Source organism: Pseudomonas extremorientalis, from assembly GCF_024584605.1.
Lineage (GTDB): Bacteria > Pseudomonadota > Gammaproteobacteria > Pseudomonadales > Pseudomonadaceae > Aquipseudomonas > Aquipseudomonas extremorientalis.
Genome location: NZ_CP089519.1, coordinates 5920532 through 5940355 on the forward strand (window position 1 = coordinate 5920532; position 19824 = coordinate 5940355).

Below are 19824 nucleotides of genomic sequence, written 5' to 3' on the forward strand. Positions count from 1 at the left end.
CGGTCAGTGGTCCCGGAACTGTTTATGGCAGGCGCTGCAGGCATCTTCGACTTTCTGCACGGCCGGCCCCAGGTTACTGGCCTTGTAGGGCTGCACCTGGCTGGCGGTCACCAATTCGCCGGTGGCCGCTTCAAGGTTGCGGGCCAGTTGCTGGAATTGCGCCTGTTTCTGCCAGACATCGTCCTTGGCGCTGGTGTTATCTTCTTCGCGCACGCTTGGGAAATGTTTCCAAGGCTCATGGGACAAGGCGTCGAGCTTGACCGCACCCTCGGCAAACTTGGCGCCGTCAAACGGGATGCGCCCGCGCAACATGCCGCCCAGGTCTTCGCCGGTCTTGAGCATCTGTTTGAAGATTGCCTTGCGCTGGCCCAGCGGCGAATTCGGATCAACACCGCCGCAGGCGGACAGGGCCAGGCAGGCCAGCAGTACAACAGTCAGTCGTTTAAAAGTCATGGTGGCTTCGAGGTCACGGGAAACGGCGGCCAGTATCCTCGCCCCACCCACAAAGACCAATAGCCCTATTAATAATAAGGGTTGCCCGAAGGTGTTACAGCGCGGGCAATCGCTTCAGGAAGTGTTTGTATGTATGTCATGTCGAAACGCTGGAGCCACCGCCTGGCGTGGGCTCTGCCGATGATCGTGCTGCTGGCCGGCTGCGATGCGGGTAAAGAAGCAGCCAAAGATGAAACTTCCAAGCCTCACGCCGTCGCGACCTATGTCAGCGCGCCGTGGGAAGCGCTACCCGCAGTATCCGACAACGATTTGCTGGCCGGTTTTGAATCCTGGCGCAGCGCCTGCCAACGCCTCAAGGCCGACCCGGTCTGGGGCGCGACCTGCGCAGCCGCCGCTACGGTGCCCGCCAATGCCGTGGCCGTGCGCGGGTTTCTCAAGGAGCGCCTGGATGTGTTCGGCCTGCGTTCGGCCGACAACACCCCGAACGGCTTGATCACCGGTTACTACGAACCGGTCTACCCCGGCAGCCTGACCAAAACCGCCAAAGCCAACGTGCCGGTGTATGGCGTACCGGACGACCTGATCATCGTTAACCTGGAAAGCATCTACCCCGAACTCAAGGGCAAACGCCTGCGCGGTCGCCTGGAAGGTCGCGTACTCAAGCCCTACGACGACGCCAGTGCCATCAATGGCCAAGGTTCCACGGCCAAACCGATTGCCTGGCTGACTGACCCGATGGACCTGCAATTCCTGCAAATCCAGGGCTCAGGCCGGATCCAACTGGCCGGAGGGCGCCAACTGCGCGTCGGTTATGGTGACCAGAATGGCTACCCCTATCGCCCCATCGGCCGCTGGTTGGTGGAGCAAGGGCAGTTGAAGAAAGAAGATGTGACCATGAGCGCCATCAGCGCCTGGGCCAAGGCCAACCCGCAGCGCATCCCGGAACTGCTGGCGAGCAACCCCAGCTACGTCTTCTTCAGCGCCCGCCCCGACAGTAACGAAGGCCCGCGCGGTTCGTTGAACGTGCCGTTGACCGCAGGCTACAGTGTGGCGGTGGATCGCAAGGTGATTCCACTGGGCAGCCTGCTGTGGCTATCGACTTCCAAACCGGACGGTTCACCCATCACAAGGCCCGTCGCCGCCCAGGACACCGGCGGTGCGATCACGGGCGAAGTGCGCGCTGACCTGTTCTGGGGCACCGGCGACGCAGCGGGAGAATTGGCGGGCAACATGAAACAGCAGGGGCAGATCTGGATGCTGTGGCCCAAGGGCGCAGCACTGCCGCATGTACCGGATGCACCTAGCGGGACCTGAAAACGCTTTGCCAAAATCGGTTCATTGGGATGGACAAGCGCGCTCACCACAAGACGCGCGCTCACCAAAAAGCCCATATTTAACCGTCAGATCGAGACAAAGAAGAAACTCGCAATCAACGCCATCCCCACAAACCACACCAGCGAACGCAGCATCGCCCAGTCCGCCAGGTAACAGATGATGTACAGCAGGCGGCTGGTGATAAACAGCACAGCCAGCACATTGATGGTCACCAATTCGGCCGTACCGGCCAGGTGCGCGATGATCACTGCAGCCGCAAACGCCGGCGTGACTTCAAAGCTATTGAGCTGCGCACTATGCGCACGCTTGGCAAACCCTTCGAGGGTGTCCAGGAACGCCCGGGGGTCGTGGTTCTGCCGTGGCCCGAACTTGCCACCACTGAACTTGGCCACACCTGTACACAGATAAGGCAGGAAAATTGCGATCAACACACACCAGAAGGCCACCGTCATCACTGATTCCTTTTTTAATTTTGTTTTAAGTTTTAAACAGAAATTAGAGTTTTAGCACTAAACCTGTAAAACCGCACCCACCGCTATGAACCGCCACGTCCGGAAAGGTTCTATCGGTGATTTGTCCCCCCCCTGCAACATCGTGCCGCTGTTGCGGTCCATCCCCCATCAACGCTCTCCCCCACCTTCCAAGGACCCCGGATGCTTGAACTTGTCGCCGCCTTCATTTGCCTCACCACCCTGCTCACCTACGTGAACTTTCGCTTTATCGGCCTGCCACCTACCATCGGCGTGATGGTCACGGCGCTGGTGTTTTCACTGATCCTGCAAGGCTTGAGTTTTCTCGGCTACCCCGGTCTTGAGGAACGCATCCAGCAACTGATCGGCCAGATCGACTTCGGCGATTTGTTGATGAACTGGATGCTCTCGTTCCTGCTGTTCGCCGGCGCCTTGCACGTCAACCTGAACGACCTGCGCAGCTACCGCTGGCCCATCGGCCTGCTGGCGACCTTCGGCGTGCTGATCGCCACCGTGGTGATTGGCAGCCTGGCGTATTACATCTTTGCCTTGTTTGGCTGGCATGTGAGTTTCCTCTACTGCCTGCTGTTCGGTGCACTGATTTCCCCCACCGACCCGATTGCGGTGCTGGGCGTACTGCGTACCGCCAATGCCTCCAAACCCCTGAAAACCACCATCGTCGGCGAGTCGCTGTTCAATGACGGCACGGCAGTCGTGGTGTTTACCGTACTGCTGGGGATCGCACAGCTGGGCGAGACGCCCACCGTGGGCGCTACCGCCATGCTGTTTGCCCATGAGGCCATCGGCGGCGTGGTGTTCGGTGGCCTGATCGGCTACCTCGTTTACCTGATGATCAAGAGTATCGAGCAGCACCAGATCGAAGTGATGCTGACTCTGGCTCTGGTCATCGGCGGCTCGGCAATGGCCACCGAACTGCACGTCTCGGCACCGATCGCGATGGTGGTCGCCGGCCTGATCATCGGCAACCTGGGGCGCAAGCTGGCCATGAACGATATGACCCGTCGCTACCTGGACGGCTTCTGGGAACTGCTCGATGACATGCTCAACGCCCTGCTGTTTGCACTGATCGGCATGGAACTGTTGCTGTTGCCGTTCAACTGGCTGCACGTGTTCGCCGCCAGCCTCCTGGCCGTGGCGATTCTGCTGTCGCGCCTGCTGACGGTTGCTCCGGCCATTCTGTTGTTGCGCCGCTGGCGCACGGTGCCACGCGGGACCATCCGCATCCTGACCTGGGGTGGTTTGCGCGGCGGGGTTTCAGTGGCGCTGGCATTGGCCTTGCCACTGGGCCCGGAGCGCGATTTGCTGCTGAGCATCACCTATATCGTGGTGCTGTCGTCGATCCTGTTGCAGGGGTTGAGCATCGGCAAGCTGGTCAAGCGCGTAACCCGGGACGAGCCCCAGGCCGCGCCTGACACTCACTGATCCTTGTTGATCCGCTGCGGATGCCTCGGGTCCGCAGCTTTTTTGCCCGGCAGGCTGCTTTCGCTGCGAATCTGTGCATGACTGATCAGTGCAAAGATAAAGCTGCCGCCAATGATATTGCCCGCCAGAGTCGGCCCGGCGAACACCAGCCAGAAGTCCTTCCACGGCAACTCGCCGGCAAACACCAGGTACGACACCTCCGCCGAGCCGACAACGATATGAGTGAAGTCGCCCAATGCCATGAGGTAGGTGATCAAGATAATGATCCACATCTTGGCACTCTCCATGGACGGGATCATCCATACCATGGTGGCGATCATCCAGCCGGAAACGATGCCCTTGGCGAACATCTGGCCGGGGTCGTTCTCCATGATCTTGCGCCCGATCTCAAGGAAGGCCATGTCGGTCTTGGTATCGAAGATCGGCAGGTGCAGCATCACGTACGCCACTAGCAAGGTGCCGCACAGGTTACCCACCAGCACCACCGACCATAACCGCAGCAGGCGCCCGGCGTTGCTCAGGGTGGGCTTGCTCATCACCGGCAACACGGCGGTCAGCGTGTTTTCGGTGAACAACTGCTGGCGAGCGAGGATCACCGCCAGGAAGCCCGCGCAGTAACCGAAGCTGGCGATCACCTTGAAGGCTTCGCCCTCCGGCAGACGCGAGTTGAGCAGCCCCATGGCCATCAGCGACAGGCCCATGGTCAGGCCGGCCGCCAGCGCCGACCACCATAGGGCGGCGACGCTGCGCTCGAGCTCCTGGTCGCCCTGGGTGCGGATGATTTCGTGCAGCACCGCCGCACGGGGCGGCTGGTTCTTGTCCACGTCCTGCTGCTCTTCCTGCGAGAGATTGGGGGTCTTGCCGTCTGTTTGGGTGGCCATGATTTACCAGAGTCCGAGGGGTGCCTGTAGCTACGACATGCCCCGACGATGGCTGTTCAGTGGCCTGACGATTTAACTGGTATGCGCCAGGCTATGGCGGCTTCCACAGTGGTAGAGCGGATCGGAGTACTCCAGGGGTTATTGCGCGCACTTGTAGTGCTTGACGATATCGTCGATCACTTGGTGGCATCCGCCAAGTCACGGGCGGCACGCCGCAACAGTTCGATATTGGCCTGCGGCTGGCCAGGCCGATAGAGCGACGGGTAAATGACTTCCCGCGTGAAATTTTCGGCCTTTACCGCCACATCACGCCTGTTCATCTGCACAACCGCGTTCGTCATGACCTTCGACATCGCCACTTCGTTACCAGAAGGCTGCCCGTTCATCACTTGCAGAAGCTGCTGAAAATTAGGCCTGCCGGCTGCGTTGAGACGCCGTCCCAACCACTCGACACGCTCGGGACGACGTGCCAGCGCATCCAGGTTACGCAACGCCGCCGCCAACCTGGGAGTCAGCGTCAGCTTGTCACTGGCCTGATTGGCTTCGGTAATGGCGGCATCCAGTTCCTGCATTGCTTGCTGTGCGCTCTTGCGAAACATCAACACATCCTTGGCGGCGGGATCCTTCTCCAGATAACTCTCAACGCTCGCCAGCATTTTGTCGTCCATGGCCAACACAGCGTCGTCCAATGACTGGAATTGGTAACGCTCACGCAACGCGGCACGCTTTTCCAGGTGCGCGCTTACCGCCGTACGCGCCGACGCTTGCAGATGCTTCTTCTGATCGTCGGTCATGGTGAAATTGACCGTGCCACCGAACACGCCACGGAAGTCGCCCTTTTCTGATTTCAGCGGTAATACGACAGTCTGATCCGCTTGTGCCTTGAGCTTGTCTTCCTGATACCTCCAGGCAGCCGCATGCGGGACACCAATGATCCTATCGAGCAAGCCGCTCACAACGCTGCCTGCCTTGGCAGGCTCCGGGGTTTCCGACTCGAACCTGACGACCAGTGACTCGGTCTTGCTCAGAGGGCTTTCTGGAAAAGGCGGATCAATCACCGCAGAAGACGGCGTGTTGACCAGCAGTCCACCATCCAGAAATGCCGTTTGCTCAGCGTGCTCCTGAAAGGCATGGCCCTGCTCTATCGGGCTTTTGAACAACCCAGGTAATGAGCCAGATATAAGAGCCGCCCGGGCAATGTCCATGTCCGGTGTGGTGCTCGCATTGAACACCACCAACTGCGCTCGGCCATCGAACAGGCCGGTTCCCGTGATGTTGAGCTGCTTGACTGCAGGAATGTGACGACTCAACACCTCAATGTCGCGAAAAGTCGGTCCTTTCCCGGCACTGAGCCGGTCTGCAATCTTCATGACGCCGGCGGGCCGGTCTACCCGCCGGGTCCCGGCGATCTTCGCCAGCAGCGACTTGCGCGCCTCATTGCCGATCAGGTCTTTCAGGGGCTGCGCTTCGGTTTGCAGGCGCGGTATCAGGGTGAACAATAACTGCGCGATATTTCCCGCCGTACCTGACAAGCGCCCTGCCAATTTTCCAATTTCAGTACTGGCATTCTGTAGCTTTGCAATAAAAGGATTCTTGCTGTTCAGCAATTCAGCCAGGTTGAGTCTGTTCGACAGGTTTTCAAAGGTCTTGGCATCCAGGCCACTGGCCAGCAACGCAGCAGAAATCGCGCCCGCGGAGGACGCGGAGATCACTTTGACGCCCACCAGTGCCTTGTGGTTTTCAAGTGCCTGGGCCATGCCCGGGAAAGCAATGCCCTTGGCCCCACCCCCACTCAATACAAGATGCGTAAGCGGCGGCGGTGACAAAACCACTTCCACCTGGCCATCGCTGAATCGCTCAAGGCTCAATTTGCGCTCGCCCACGTCTTTGACCAGCGATGCCTTTACATTCTTTTCTACATTCTCCGGCGGCTGAGACTGAGCAGTGGAATGCGAGCTGGACACTTTCATATTCATACGCGCCATTCTCTACAGGATGTCATCCTGAGTGACGCGAGAGCCTGGACAGGTCCATCCGGAATGATTTGGTAAAGCAAATCGACCCGGTCCGCGATTACTGTGGAGGAATGTCGTCCTTGAACTGGTCCTTCACATACCTGATCTCAGTGCGGCCATGAGGCGCTGGCAGGCCATCTTCACCAAGGTTGACGAAGACCATTTTTTCCACGGTGAGAATGCTACTGCGGGTGATCTTGTTGCGCACTTCACAGGTCAGGGTGATGGAGGTGCGACCGAACGCAGTGGCGGTGATGCCCAGTTCGATGATGTCGCCCTGGCGCGAGGCGCTGACGAAGTTGATTTCGGAGATGTACTTGGTGACGACGCGTTGGTTGCCCAGTTGAACAATGGCGTAGATGGCCGCTTCTTCGTCGATCCAGCGCAGCAGGCTGCCGCCGAACAGGGTGCCGTTGGGGTTGAGGTCTTCGGGTTTTACCCATTTGCGGGTGTGGAAGTTCATGTTCACTCCAAAGCGTGTTGCCCAATGATGGGCAGCATCATGGCAGACGCCCGCCCCAAGCTCTACGCGCCATTGCCTATCAACCCCATGAGCGATCTTCATATGGCCGACAGAAAGGCTTGGGAAGTCTGGCGCACACGGCTATAATCGCCCCCGCTTCAAAACGGTTATCTTCGGTTGATACCGTTCTCCCGCCACCTGTCCGAGGGGCGCTGCAGCAGGTTCAACCTGTCAGGCTCGGATGGGGCGTTGTCCGGCCTGGTCTACCTGGCCTGATACTAAACGCACAACGGCGCCCATTCGCACACTACGAATGGAGGCTCTTCATGAGCGCTGTCAACACGCCTGCAGATTTCAACGACTACAAAGTCGCCGACATGTCCCTCGCTGCCTGGGGCCGTCGCGAAACCTTTATCGCCGAATCCGAAATGCCTGCCCTGATGGGCCTGCGTCGCAAGTACGCCGCTGAGCAGCCGCTCAAGGGCGCGAAGATCCTCGGCTGCATCCACATGACTATCCAGACTGCCGTGCTGATCGAAACCCTGGTTGCCCTGGGTGCCGAAGTGCGCTGGTCGTCCTGCAACATCTTCTCGACTCAAGACCAGGCCGCTGCCGCAATTGCTGCCGCCGGTATCCCGGTGTTCGCCTGGAAAGGCGAGACCGAAGAAGAGTACGAGTGGTGCCTGGAGCAAACCATCCTCAAAGATGGCGCGCCTTGGGATGCCAACATGATCCTCGACGACGGCGGCGACCTGACCGAGCTGCTGCACAAGAAGTACCCGCAGGTCCTCGACCGCGTCCACGGTGTGACCGAAGAAACCACCACCGGCGTACACCGCCTGCTGGACATGCTGGCCAAGGGCGAGCTGAAAATCCCGGCCATCAACGTCAACGATTCGGTGACCAAGAGCAAGAACGACAACAAGTACGGCTGCCGTCACAGCCTGAACGATGCCATCAAGCGCGGCACCGACCACCTGCTGTCGGGCAAGCAAGCCCTGGTGATCGGCTACGGCGACGTGGGCAAGGGTTCGTCCCAGTCCCTGCGTCAGGAAGGCATGATCGTCAAGGTTTCCGAAGTCGACCCGATCTGCGCCATGCAAGCCTGCATGGACGGTTTCGAAGTGGTTTCGCCGTTCATCAACGGTCAGAACGACGGTACCGAAGCGAGCATCGACAAAGCCCTGCTGGGCAAGATCGACCTGATCGTGACCACCACCGGCAACGTGAATGTGTGCGACGCGAACATGCTCAAAGCCCTGAAGAAGCGTGCCGTGGTCTGCAACATCGGTCACTTCGACAATGAGATCGACACCGCTTTCATGCGCAAGAACTGGGCATGGGAAGAAGTGAAGCCTCAGGTGCACAAGGTTCACCGTACCGGCGCGGGTGATTTCGACCCACAGAACGACGACTACCTGATCCTGCTGGCTGAAGGCCGCCTGGTTAACCTGGGCAACGCTACCGGCCACCCAAGCCGCATCATGGATGGCTCGTTCGCCAACCAGGTACTGGCCCAGATCTTCCTGTTCGGCCAGAAGTACGCCGACCTGTCGCCTGCCCAGAAAGCCGAGCGCCTGACCGTGGAAGTACTGCCGAAGAAACTCGACGAAGAAGTGGCCCTGGAAATGGTCCGCGGCTTCGGCGGCGTGGTAACTCGACTGACCAAGACCCAGGCCGACTACATCGGCGTGACCGTTGAAGGTCCGTTCAAGCCGCACGCTTACCGCTACTGATTTGCTTACCACCCGCTCTCCTTGTGAGGGCGGGCCTTTAATGTGGGAGGGGCGGTGCGACGATTCGACTTGCCCCCGATAACGAAATGCCAGTTAACAGATATGTCGACTGACACACCCTCATCGGGGGCAAGTCCCCTCCAACATTAAATCGGTGCATGACTTCCGGTATCTGAGTTTCAAAGGGTTATTACCATGTCCCAAGACCGTCGCTACAGCTTCGAGTTCTTCCCGACCAAGACCGATGCTGGGCATGAAAAACTGATGGCGACTGCCACGCAGTTGGCCAGCTACAACCCGGACTTCTTCTCCTGCACCTACGGCGCTGGCGGCTCGACCCGTGACCGCACGATCAACACCGTGTTGCAGCTGGAAAGCCAAGTCAAAGTTCCCGCCGCTCCGCATTTGTCATGCGTGGGCGACAGCAAGGCCGACCTGCGCGGCCTGCTGACCCAGTACAAAGCTGCTGGTATCAAGCGCATCGTCGCCCTGCGTGGCGACCTGCCGTCCGGCATGGGCATGGCCAGCGGCGAGCTGCGCTACGCCAATGAACTGGTGAGTTTCATTCGTGAAGAAACCGGCGACCACTTTCATATCGAAGTCGCGGCTTACCCGGAGATGCATCCACAAGCACGCAATTTCGACGACGACCTGCAGAACTTCGTGCGCAAGGCCAACGCTGGCGCCGACAGTGCGATCACCCAGTACTTCTTTAACGCCGACAGCTACTTCTACTTCGTCGAGCGTGTACGGGCCATGGGCGTGAACATCCCGATCGTGCCGGGCATCATGCCGATCACCAACTACAGCAAGCTGGCGCGTTTCTCCGATGCTTGCGGTGCCGAGATCCCACGCTGGGTGCGCAAACAGCTGGAAGCCTATGGCGACGACGTCAAGAGCATCCAGGCGTTCGGCGAACAGGTCATCAGCACAATGTGTGAAGAATTGTTGCAAGGTGGCGCGCCAGGGTTGCACTTCTATACCCTTAACCAGGCTGAGCCGAGCCTGGCCATCTGGAACAACCTCAAGCTGCCGCGCTGAGGTCGTTCAAGCAGCATCCAGGCCCTCGTTTACACGAGGGCTTTTTTTGTCCATACATTCCCGGAATGGAAGCCAGCAGTACATGAATACAGCGTCCCCGACACCTCGCCCGCAACTGGTCTACCTGGTCTTCGGCGCCGAGACCTACCATCAGGAAGCCGTATTCAGTATCGCCAGCGCACTCGCGCATCTGGGCGGCACGCAGGACATGCCCCTGGACATCCAGGTGTTCAGCGACAACCCGACGCCCTACGTTGACCTGCCGGTGCAGGTCCACACACTTGACGAAGCCACCCGCAAGCACTGGAGCGAACCCCACGGCTACCATTTCCGCACCAAGCATGTGCTGTTGCGCCAAGTGCTGGAAACCGCAGAACGGGCGCTGCTCATCGACACCGACACGTTTTTCCACGACTCGCCCATGGCGCTGTTCGAGCGCGTTGCCCCCGGCACCTTGCTGTGCAATGCCTTCCACGCCAAATACGGCGATAACCGTGAGAGCGTGCTGTATGAAGCCCTGGCCCCGCACTTGGAGCAAAAAGGCCTGGCCGACAACGATATGTACCTGCTCAACTCCGGCGTCATGGGCCTGGCCCGGCAGGATGCGCACCTGCTGGATCATTCGATAGAACTGATGGACGAGCTGTTCCCAATGGCTCACGGTGCCTACACCCTGGAAGAGTTCTGCCTGTCGGTTGCCGCGTACCGCAAGGTCAACGTGCGCCAGTGTCCCGACCTGATCCACCACTATTGGAGCCGCAAGCAGCTGTTTCGCGCCAAGGTCAGGGCGTGGATCAGCAAACATGCTACCGACCCGATCAGCCCGCAGGCACTGGCCGATACCCGCAAGGTTTCCGCGCACCTACCGCGCCCGCCGCGCCTGCAACGCCTCATGTACAAGCTGATTACCCTCGCGCTGCCCAAACGCAAGCAGCAGTTCATCCGCGAGATTCTCTACGGTTGCTACGAGCACGAAAACGAATTCGACCAGGCCTGTGGCCAGGTTTGGTGGGACAAGGCGCGGCAGAACCAGGAAGAGCGCCAGAAATGCCCCGTCGACGCCCATCAACTGGAACACTGGTTCGCCAACCCCCTGGTGCGCCTGATTCTGGGCGAACGGCGCGCAGCCATCTACGAACACCTCATGACCTCAGAGGGAAAATAGCACTGCCCGCAGATGCGCGTGCCAGAGCTTCTCTTTAGTGCGGGAGCGTCGTAACCTCAGGGCATGCCCGTCATTCTGAAGTTGTTGACTGCTGCCCTCTTCACTTGCTTGAGCCTCGCCGCTTATGGCGAGAAACTGCGCATTGTCACCGAGCCCTGGGCGCCCTACGTGTATGAGGACCAGGGCAGCATGCGGGGGCTGGATTATGAAACCACAGTGATTGTGTTCCAGCGCCTGGGCGTAGATGTGGAATGGCAGTTCCTGCCCTGGAAGCGCTGCCTGGCCATGCTGGACCAAGGCCATGCCGATGGCGCTTTGGATATTTTCCACAGCCATGAGCGCGACGCCTTGCTGCTATACCCCAGTGAGCCGTTGTCCGAAGTGCAGTTCACGCTGTTCTACGCCAATGAGCGACCCCACCCAGTGCAAAGCCTCGAAGACCTGAGCGGCCTGACCGTCGGCACGTCGCCGGGCTACCTGTACGGCGCGGCGTTCAGCGACTCCAGTCTGTTCAACCGCGAACCGGCACCGAGCCATGAGGCCAACTTTGGCAAATTGATGCTGGGACGCATCGACCTGGTGATCACCGACCGTCGAGTGGGCCAGCATGTGATCAAGGCGCTAGGCCTGGAAGGCAAGGTCAGCCAGGCACCGGCCGTGGTCAGCCGCCAGCAGCAATTCCTCGCGGTACGCCGTGGTGCAGGCATGGACCTCCTGGTACAGCGCTTTGCCGCCGAGCTCAAACGTTTCAAGCAGGAGCCGGCCTATAGCGCCTTGAGTGCCAAATATGGTGGAATCCAGGCCATTACGGCCTCTGAACACACCGTTGAGCAGCAGGAAAGCAGCGCGCCGTGATTGCTCTGTTATACTCCGGCCTTTCCGCCAGGCTCACGCCCGGCCGCTGAGGTCTTGAAAAAGGCAGCCAACCCCGCTACAGCGCAGCTTTCAGCCCGCGCGAGCCGGTGGAGTGCCCGCCAGACGCAGCAGGACCGGACGGGGTTGCGCTCCTCTAAGCGCCATTCACGCCCGGCAAGATTATCCCTTTGGGCCAAGCCCTAACTAAAACAGGATTACTCATGTCCTTTGCTTCCCTCGGTCTCTCCGAGGCTTTAGTCCGCGCCATCGAGGCAGCGGGCTATACCGAGCCTACTCCGGTGCAACAGCGGGCCATTCCCGCCGTGTTGCAAGGCCGCGACCTGATGGTTGCGGCTCAGACAGGTACGGGTAAAACCGGCGGTTTCGCCCTCCCGATTCTGGAGCGGTTGTTCCCCAACGGTCATCCGGACAAATCCCAGCGTCACGGCCCACGCCAACCGCGTGTACTGGTCCTGACCCCAACCCGCGAACTCGCCGCCCAGGTGCATGACAGCTTCAAGCTGTATGCCCGCGATCTGAAGTTCGTCAGCGCCTGCATCTTCGGCGGCGTCGGCATGAACCCACAGGTTCAGGCCATGTCCCGTGGCGTCGACGTGCTGGTGGCCTGCCCCGGTCGTTTGCTCGACCTGTGCGGCCAAGGCAGCGTCGACTTGTCCCACGTGGAAATCCTCGTGCTGGACGAAGCCGATCGCATGCTCGACATGGGCTTTGTCCATGACGTGAAAAAGGTCCTCGCCCGCCTGCCGGCCAAACGCCAGAACCTGCTGTTCTCGGCCACGTTCTCCCAGGACATCACCGCCCTGGCCGGCAAGCTGTTGCACAACCCGGAGCGCATCGAAGTCACGCCGCCGAATACCACGGTCGAGCGTATCGAGCAACGCGTCTTCCGCCTGGCCGCCAGCCACAAGCGTGCGCTGCTGGCGCACCTGATCACCGCAGGCGCCTGGGAACAGGTGCTGGTGTTCACCCGCACCAAGCACGGCGCCAACCGCCTGGCCGAGTACCTGGACAAGCACGGCCTCACCGCCGTCGCCATCCACGGCAACAAGAGCCAGAACGCGCGCACCAAGGCCCTGGCTGATTTCAAGGCCGGCTCGGTGCGCATCCTGGTGGCCACCGATATCGCCGCTCGCGGCCTGGATATCGACCAACTGCCGCACGTGGTCAACTTCGAGCTGCCGAACGTCGATGAAGACTACGTACACCGTATCGGCCGTACCGGCCGTGCCGGTCGTTCGGGCGAGGCCATCTCCCTGGTCGCGCCGGACGAAGAAAAACTGCTGAAAAGCATCGAGCGCATGACCAAGCAGAAAATCGCCGATGGCGACCTGATGGGCTTCGATGCCAGCGCCGTGGAGGCCGAAAAGCCAGAAGCGCGCGAGCGCCCGGACGTGCGCAACCCACGCAACCCACGCGGTCCGAAGGGCGATGGCCCGAACGGCGGCGGGGGTGGCGGTGGTCGTCGCGACAAGGGCAAGGACAAGGGCAAGGAAAAATCCGCCACCAGCGGCCGTGGCGAACGCCCGGCCCGTGAGCAGAAGCCCCGCGAAGGCACCCCGGCCCGCGAACAGCGCCAGCCGAGCCAGCCGCCACGCGCTGCTGCCGACCGTGCTCCGGACGAGTTCCTCGACGACGATGTGGATAACTTCGGTAACCGCGTTGACTACGTGCCCCAGGCCAAACCGGCCCAAGGCCGTGGCCGTCGCCCTGGTGCTCCGGCGCAAGGCGCGGGTGCAGGCGCTCCACGTGGAGGCCAGCCACAGGGCGGCCGTCAGAATGGCCCTCGCAACAGCAGCGGCGGTACCACCGGTACGCCGCCTGCCAAGCGCAATGGCCCGCGCAATGGCGCACCCCGTGACGGCCAGGCCCGTCGCGAAGACTCGCGCAACAACAACCGCCGCCCGGCCCGTGACGACCAGCCTCGCTTGTCCGAACCGGCTGTGCAGAACCCGCGCGGTGGCCCGGCGCCGAAGATCATCCACAAGGAGTCGAAAGTAGATCGCTTCCCGACACCGGAGCAACTGGATCAGTTGCCAGGCCGTCCTCGTGGTGAAAAGCCAGCGCTGCTGACACGCAATCGCTGAGTTTTATAGCCCCATGAAAAAGCCCCGCATCTTTCGATGCGGGGCTTTTTTGTGCGGGCAGAAATTACTTCTGCTTAACACCTTCCAGCGAGATGTCCAGGTCCACTGTCTGCGAGGAAGGGCCTGGGCCTTTGATACCGAAGTCGTTCAGGTTGACGGTGGTCTTGGCATTGAAGCCGGCACGTTCGCCGCCCCATGGATCCTTGCCTTCACCGTTGAAAGTGGCCTTGAAGGTCACAGGCTTGGTCACGCCGTGGAAGGTCAGGTCGCCGGTTACGTCAGCGGTTTTTTCGCCAGTGGGCTTGACTGCGGTGGACACAAACTTGGCGTCGGCAAACTTGGCAACGTCCAGGAAGTCTTTGCTGGCGATGTGCTTGTCACGCTCTGCGTGGTTGGACCACAGGCTGGCGGTCTTCACATCGACCGCGATTTTGCTGGCCTCTGGCTTGGCGGCATCCCAGCTGAAGGTGCCGTCCCAGTCCTTGAAGGTACCGTGAATGTAGCTGTAGCCCAGGTGGCTGATTTTCCAGTCGATGAAGGCGTGCTGGCCTTCTTTGTCGATCTTGTAGTCAGCAGCCATCACCTGGCCTGCGGACAGCAGGGCAGTACCGATTGCCAGAGCAGCGAGGGTCTTTTTCAACATGCTTTCTATTCCTTGTGAGTCGAGGTTGAACATCAGGCTTTGCGCCCCAGCATTCGCGTGAGGGTCGCATCACGATCGATAAAGTGGTGTTTCAATGCAGCCACGCCGTGCAAGCCAGCGAAGACCACCAACACCCAGGCCAGGTACAGGTGCACAAGGCCGGCGGTATCTGCCTGGTCCGGTAGCCCGGAAACCACGGCAGGAATCTCAAACAGACCAAACACCGGGATACCGACACCGTCTGCGGTGGAAATCAGGTAACCGGCGATCATCACGGCAAACAGCCCGAGATAAAGGAAGGCGTGACCAAAGGCCGCGCCGATACGGGTCATGCGGCTGTAACTGGCCAGCGGTGGCGGCGGCGGGCTCACCAGGCGCCAGACGATACGCACCAGCATGATGGCGAACAGCGTGATGCCTATGCTCTTGTGCAGGTCCGGCGCTTCTTTGCGCCAGGCGCTGTAGTAGTCGAGACCGACCATCCACAGGCCCAGGGCGAACAAGCCAAACACCACCAGGGCCACGCCCCAGTGCAAAACCATGCTGACCCAACCATAGCGGGCCGGTGAATTGCGTAGCTGCATGTACTTAATCCCGTAAGAACTGTGCCCAAGACTAGCGATTTACCTATCGAATTAAAGCGGAAAATTTCGCTTTGAAATATCGAGAAATACGATCAAGAGGTTATGCACAGTACGTTAACAATGGATTAAGGACTATTCCTAAGAAACGTGACAGACCGTCTCGCGTTTACTGCGAATTCACCGGTAATGGCTTGTGACACAGCCGCCCATTGCATAGGCTTGCGCGATTGTTTCACCTGCGCCGGCCGCAGGACCGCTTCGAGGAGATCACCGATGGGCTTGAACAACCAGTGGATGCAACGCGACCTTGCCGTGCTGTGGCATCCCTGCACCCAGATGAAAGACCACCAGCAACTGCCGCTGATCCCGATCAAGCGCGGTGAAGGCGTATGGCTGGAAGACTTCGAAGGCAAGCGTTACCTCGACGCCGTCAGCTCGTGGTGGGTCAACGTGTTCGGCCACGCCAACCCGCGTATCAACCAGCGCATCAAGGACCAGGTCGATCAACTGGAACACGTGATCCTCGCCGGTTTCAGCCACCAGCCGGTGATCGAGCTGTCCGAGCGTCTGGTGGCGATGACGCCCGAAGGCCTGACCCGGTGCTTCTATGCCGACAACGGCTCGTCGTGCATCGAAGTCGCGCTGAAAATGAGCTTCCACTATTGGCTCAACCGCGGCCTGCCGAACAAGAAGCGCTTCGTCACCCTGACCAACAGCTACCACGGCGAAACCATCGCCGCGATGTCGGTGGGCGATGTGCCGCTGTTTACCGAGACCTACAAGGCGCTGTTGCTCGACACCATCAAGGTGCCGAGCCCGGACTGTTACCTGCGCCCCGAAGGCGTGAGCTGGGAAGACCACTCGCGCACGATGGCCCGGGTGATGGAACAGACCCTCGCCGAGCACCACGACACCGTGGCCGCTGTGATTATCGAACCGTTGATCCAGGGCGCTGGCGGCATGCGCATGTACCACCCGGTTTACCTCAAGCTATTGCGCGAAGCCTGCGACCGTTACGGCGTGCACTTGATCCACGACGAAATCGCTGTTGGCTTCGGCCGTACCGGCAGTATGTTCGCCTGCGAGCAAGCCGGTATCCGCCCGGACTTCCTGTGCCTGTCCAAGGCGCTCACCGGCGGCTACCTGCCGCTGGCAGCCGTGGTCACCACCGAAGACGTGTACAGCGCGTTCTACGACGACTACCCCACCCTGCGCGCCTTCCTGCACTCTCACAGCTACACCGGCAACCCGCTGGCGTGTGCGGCGGCACTGGCGACCCTGGATATCTTTGAAGAAGACAACGTCATCGAGAACAACAAGGCCCTGGCCCAGCGCATGGCCACTGCCACTGCGCACCTGGTGGACCACCCTCACGTCTCGGAAGTACGCCAGACCGGCATGGTGCTGGCCATCGAGATGGTCCAGGACAAAGCCACCAAGACCGCCTACCCGTGGCAGGAACGCCGTGGCTTGAAGGTATTCGAGCATGCCCTGGAGCGCGGTGCGCTGTTGCGGCCGCTGGGCAGTGTGGTGTACTTCCTGCCGCCCTATGTGATTACCCCGGAGCAGATCGACTTCCTCGCCGAGGTCGCCAGCGAAGGCATCGATATCGCCACCAACAGCACAGTCAGTGTGGCGGTGCCAAAAGACTTCCACCCAGGCTTCCGTGATCCGGGCTGATTGCCCGCACTCCTTTTCCAGAGAACAGAAATGAGACTGTCCCGCTTTTTCACCGACACCCCGCTGAGCATCGGCGACCACGAACTGCCCGAAGCCCAGGCGCACTACATCAGTCGCGTGCTGCGCATGGGCGAAGGCGATGCCGTGCAATTGTTCGACGGCTCCGGCCAGGAATTCCTGGGCACGCTGCTGGAAGTCGGCAAGAAACGCGTCACTGTGCAACTGACAGAGTGCTTCGCAGGCCAGGCCGAATCACCGCTGCATATCCACCTCGGACAGGGCTTGTCCCGGGGCGAGCGTATGGACTGGGCGATCCAGAAAGCCACCGAACTGGGCGTCAACGCGATTACGCCGATTTTCAGCGAGCGTTGCGAAGTGCGCCTCAAGGACGAGCGTGCCGACAAACGCTTGCTGCACTGGCGCCAGGTGGCGATCAGCGCCTGTGAACAATGCGGGCGTTCGACGGTGCCGGCGATCCACCCGCCGCTGCTGCTGGCAGACTGGTTGAAGCAGACCGAGGCGCAGTTGAAGCTGGTGCTGCACCCGGTGGCTGAGCCGATGATCAGCCATGCCAAGCCTGCCAGCCTGGCCTTTCTGATCGGCCCCGAGGGCGGCTTGACCGACCATGAAGTCGAAACCGCCCAAGGCGCCGGCTACCACGCCGCCCGCCTCGGCCCGCGGGTGTTGCGTACCGAGACGGCGCCGGTAGTGGCGCTGGCCGTCGCCCAGCAGTTGTGGGGCGACTTCTAGGGTTACTCCACCGGATCGCTGATCGGCTGGGCAATGATCGCCTTCAACTCGCTGGTCATCGGGAATTCCAGGTTCAGGCCCTTGGGTGGAATCGGCTGTTCGAACCAGCGCTGGTAAATCCCATTGATCTCGCCGCTGCGGTAGAGGTCTGCGAGCGTCTCGTTGACCACCGCCAGGAACTGCGGGTCGTCCTTGCGCACCATGCAGCTGTAGATTTCCCGGGATTGCTCCTCGCCCACCACCACCCAGTTGTGCGGGTCCTTTGCCTTGGCGCGTTCGCCGTAGAGCAACGCGTCGTCCATGTAGAACGCCGCCGCGCGGCCAGTCTCAAGCATCTTGAAGGCTTCGCCATGGTCCTTGGCGCTGATCACGAACATATTGGCCTTGTGCTCGGCGTTGTAGCTTTTGAGGAAACGCTCGTTGGTGGTGCCGGCCGTGGTCACCACATTCTTGCCTGCAAGGTCCGCAAAGCCTTGGATGCCACTGTCTTTTGCCGTGAGCAACTGCCCCTTCACATAGATAAACCCGTAGGAGAACGCTACTTGCTTCTGGCGCTCGGCGGTCACCCCGGTGGAGCCACACTCCAGGTCGACGGTACCGTTCTGCACCAGCGGGATACGGGTCTGAGACGTCACCAGGTTGTACTTCACAGTGAGCTTGGCCACCCCGGTTTTCTGTTGGATGCGCTCGACGATCTTGTTCGCCAACTCCACCGAATAGCCCATGGGTTTGCCACTGTTATCCCCCACGTAGGAAAACGGTACCGACGCATCGCGATAGCCCAAGGTGATGGACTTGGCGTCGGCAATCTTGCCCAGCGTACCGTCCAGCGGCGTTTGATTGGCATGGGCCTGCGCGCCCAGCAAAAGCCCCAGGGTGCAGCCGGTCAACAGGATCTTTTTCATTGTTATTCTCCGTTGGTTTTCGGTTTGTGAGTCTTTACGCAGCGCGGGGCGTAAGGCCCTGCATATCAATGGAAGGCGTTCGCCGGCCGATCAACTCGGCCAGTAACTGGCCGCTGCCACAGGCCAGGGTGAAGCCGAGTGCGCCGTGACCCAGGTTCAGCCACAGGTTGCGGTAGACACCCGCGCCAATCAGCGGCACACCGGTCGGGGTGGCCGGGCGCATGCCGGCCCATTCCACTGCGTGGGCGTAATCCCCCGCCAGCGGAAACGTCTGCACGGCCTGGCGTTTCATCAGCGCCAGGCGCTTGGGTTCGAGGCGGGCGTCGAAACCGACGATATCGACCATGGCGGCGACCCGCAGTTGTTCGCCGATACGTGCGTAGACCATCTTGCGGTCATAGTCGGTGATGCTCACGTTCGGCGCCTGGTGCCGAGCGCCAATCGGCACGCTGAGGCTGTAGCCCTTGAGCGGGTACAGCGGCAGCGACACGCCCAACTCGGCGCTGCGATACCCCGCCGCCAGCACCAGGTGTTCGACCGGCATCACTTCATCACCGATCTCGATGGCCTGCACCGCGCCCTCGGCATGGCGGATCCCGGTGACCTTGCGCCCCAACAAGAAGATGCAACGCCCCGATGCCTCCAGCCGCGCCGCCAATCGCTGGCAGAAGGCATGACAATCGGCGACCTCTTCATTGGGTGTATAGATCCCGCCGACAAATCCACCGCCCGCCAGCGCCGGCTCCAGGCGAGCGCAATCAGCGGCCGACAGCACCTGCTGTTGCAGGATATCGGTGACCTTGCCGCGGGCATGCTCAAAGGAGCTGGCGTTGCGAAAGGTCACCAGCTTGCCGTTGCGCCGCCAGTCGAAACCGTCCAGGTGGTCGTGCTCGCGCCACTGCTGCAAGGTGTCCTGGCTCAGGCAGGCCAGGCGCAACAGGTGCGCGGCATTGCGCTTGTTCACCGAACCACGGCAGGCGCCGAGGAACGCCGCCATCCAGCGCCATTGCCGGGGGTCGAGGCGCGGGCGCAGCTTCAGCGGCGAGTCACCGCGCAGTAACCAGCCAATGGCTTGCAGCGGCACGCCAGCATCGGCCAGGGGCGCCACGTAGCGATAGGACAATTGCCCGCCGTTGGCGAAGCTGGTTTCACTGCCCAGGGTCTCGCGTGCATCGATCACCGTTACCTCATGACCTGCACGCACCAACGCGTATGCGCTGGCCAGTCCAATCACCCCACCGCCAATAATGCACACCATTCCCGCCGCCCGTCATTGAATCAAGAGGCCTCAAGCCTAAGA

At 60.7% G+C, this 19824-nt stretch carries 17 protein-coding genes, 1 pseudogene and 1 riboswitch; of the genes and pseudogenes, 9 read left to right on the top strand and 9 right to left on the bottom strand.

The features are described 5' to 3' along the window. Positions 1-3: 3 nt before the first annotated feature. Positions 4-453, bottom strand: a complete 450-nt coding sequence (locus LUU92_RS26885) for a c-type cytochrome (protein WP_071490334.1) — start codon at positions 451-453, stop codon at positions 4-6. A 129-nt stretch (positions 454-582) separates the two neighbouring features. Between LUU92_RS26885 and mltA the strand changes: the two genes are divergently transcribed. Beyond that, the gene (gene mltA / locus LUU92_RS26890) at positions 583-1767 is read left to right on the top strand and encodes a murein transglycosylase A (protein ID WP_071490335.1); all 1185 of its coding nucleotides are present in this window, start codon (positions 583-585) and stop codon (positions 1765-1767) included. An 86-nt stretch (positions 1768-1853) separates the two neighbouring features. Here mltA and LUU92_RS26895 read toward each other — a convergent pair whose 3' ends face one another. Beyond that, positions 1854-2240: an MAPEG family protein gene (locus LUU92_RS26895; protein WP_010207167.1), complete on the bottom strand. Its 387-nt coding sequence runs from the start codon at positions 2238-2240 to the stop codon at positions 1854-1856. Positions 2241-2441: 201 nt separating this feature from the next. On the opposite strand from LUU92_RS26895, the gene LUU92_RS26900 reads away from it, so the two are divergent. After that, a complete protein-coding gene (locus LUU92_RS26900; protein ID WP_092242070.1) occupies positions 2442-3701 on the top strand; it encodes a cation:proton antiporter in 1260 nt (419 codons plus the stop codon). On the opposite strand, the gene LUU92_RS26905 is transcribed toward LUU92_RS26900, so the two are convergent. The 3 genes and pseudogenes from LUU92_RS26905 to LUU92_RS26915 form a co-directional block, all read right to left on the bottom strand. Further along, positions 3695-4582 carry a formate/nitrite transporter family protein gene (locus LUU92_RS26905; RefSeq protein ID WP_071490337.1) on the bottom strand — a complete coding sequence of 296 codons (888 nt, stop codon included), beginning with the start codon at positions 4580-4582 and terminating at the stop codon, positions 3695-3697. The genes LUU92_RS26900 and LUU92_RS26905 overlap by 7 nt on opposite strands. A gap of 56 nt (positions 4583-4638) precedes the next feature. Beyond that, a pseudogene (locus tag LUU92_RS26910) lies at positions 4639-6567 on the bottom strand (patatin-like phospholipase family protein). Between the two features lie 88 nt (positions 6568-6655). After that, the gene (locus LUU92_RS26915) at positions 6656-7060 is read right to left on the bottom strand and encodes an acyl-CoA thioesterase (protein ID WP_222540574.1); all 405 of its coding nucleotides are present in this window, start codon (positions 7058-7060) and stop codon (positions 6656-6658) included. A 198-nt stretch (positions 7061-7258) separates the two neighbouring features. After that, positions 7259-7365, top strand: a riboswitch (S-adenosyl-L-homocysteine riboswitch). Between the two features lie 21 nt (positions 7366-7386). Here LUU92_RS26915 and ahcY point away from each other — a divergent pair. From ahcY to rhlE2, 5 genes are all read left to right on the top strand, one after another. After that, positions 7387-8796 (top strand): adenosylhomocysteinase, encoded by a 1410-nt coding sequence (gene ahcY, locus LUU92_RS26920; protein WP_257102874.1) that lies wholly within the window; start codon positions 7387-7389, stop codon positions 8794-8796. A gap of 195 nt (positions 8797-8991) precedes the next feature. Continuing rightward, the gene (gene metF, locus LUU92_RS26925; RefSeq protein ID WP_257102875.1) at positions 8992-9837 is read left to right on the top strand and encodes a methylenetetrahydrofolate reductase [NAD(P)H]; all 846 of its coding nucleotides are present in this window, start codon (positions 8992-8994) and stop codon (positions 9835-9837) included. An 82-nt stretch (positions 9838-9919) separates the two neighbouring features. Beyond that, positions 9920-11002: a hypothetical protein gene (locus tag LUU92_RS26930; RefSeq protein WP_257102876.1), complete on the top strand. Its 1083-nt coding sequence runs from the start codon at positions 9920-9922 to the stop codon at positions 11000-11002. A gap of 63 nt (positions 11003-11065) precedes the next feature. Next, positions 11066-11857 (top strand): substrate-binding periplasmic protein, encoded by a 792-nt coding sequence (locus tag LUU92_RS26935; RefSeq protein ID WP_222540576.1) that lies wholly within the window; start codon positions 11066-11068, stop codon positions 11855-11857. A 221-nt stretch (positions 11858-12078) separates the two neighbouring features. Continuing rightward, positions 12079-13962 (top strand): RNA helicase RhlE2, encoded by a 1884-nt coding sequence (gene rhlE2, locus LUU92_RS26940; RefSeq protein ID WP_071490343.1) that lies wholly within the window; start codon positions 12079-12081, stop codon positions 13960-13962. A gap of 64 nt (positions 13963-14026) precedes the next feature. On the opposite strand, the gene LUU92_RS26945 is transcribed toward rhlE2, so the two are convergent. After that, the gene (locus tag LUU92_RS26945) at positions 14027-14605 is read right to left on the bottom strand and encodes a YceI family protein (RefSeq protein WP_071490344.1); all 579 of its coding nucleotides are present in this window, start codon (positions 14603-14605) and stop codon (positions 14027-14029) included. Positions 14606-14637: 32 nt separating this feature from the next. Next, positions 14638-15189, bottom strand: a complete 552-nt coding sequence (locus LUU92_RS26950; protein ID WP_222540577.1) for a cytochrome b — start codon at positions 15187-15189, stop codon at positions 14638-14640. Positions 15190-15462: 273 nt separating this feature from the next. Here LUU92_RS26950 and LUU92_RS26955 point away from each other — a divergent pair, with 273 nt between their 5' ends. Together LUU92_RS26955 and LUU92_RS26960 are read left to right on the top strand one after the other, a co-directional pair. After that, positions 15463-16869 (top strand): adenosylmethionine--8-amino-7-oxononanoate transaminase, encoded by a 1407-nt coding sequence (locus LUU92_RS26955; protein ID WP_093120675.1) that lies wholly within the window; start codon positions 15463-15465, stop codon positions 16867-16869. 30 nt (positions 16870-16899) lie between these two features. After that, positions 16900-17619 carry a 16S rRNA (uracil(1498)-N(3))-methyltransferase gene (locus LUU92_RS26960; protein WP_071490347.1) on the top strand — a complete coding sequence of 240 codons (720 nt, stop codon included), beginning with the start codon at positions 16900-16902 and terminating at the stop codon, positions 17617-17619. 2 nt (positions 17620-17621) lie between these two features. Here LUU92_RS26960 and LUU92_RS26965 read toward each other — a convergent pair whose 3' ends face one another. Both LUU92_RS26965 and LUU92_RS26970 read right to left on the bottom strand, forming a co-directional pair. Continuing rightward, the gene (locus tag LUU92_RS26965; protein ID WP_071490348.1) at positions 17622-18524 is read right to left on the bottom strand and encodes a transporter substrate-binding domain-containing protein; all 903 of its coding nucleotides are present in this window, start codon (positions 18522-18524) and stop codon (positions 17622-17624) included. Between the two features lie 34 nt (positions 18525-18558). Then, complete coding sequence (locus tag LUU92_RS26970; RefSeq protein WP_257102877.1) at positions 18559-19782, bottom strand: D-amino acid dehydrogenase; 1224 nt, start codon at positions 19780-19782, stop codon at positions 18559-18561. Positions 19783-19824 lie beyond the last annotated feature (42 nt).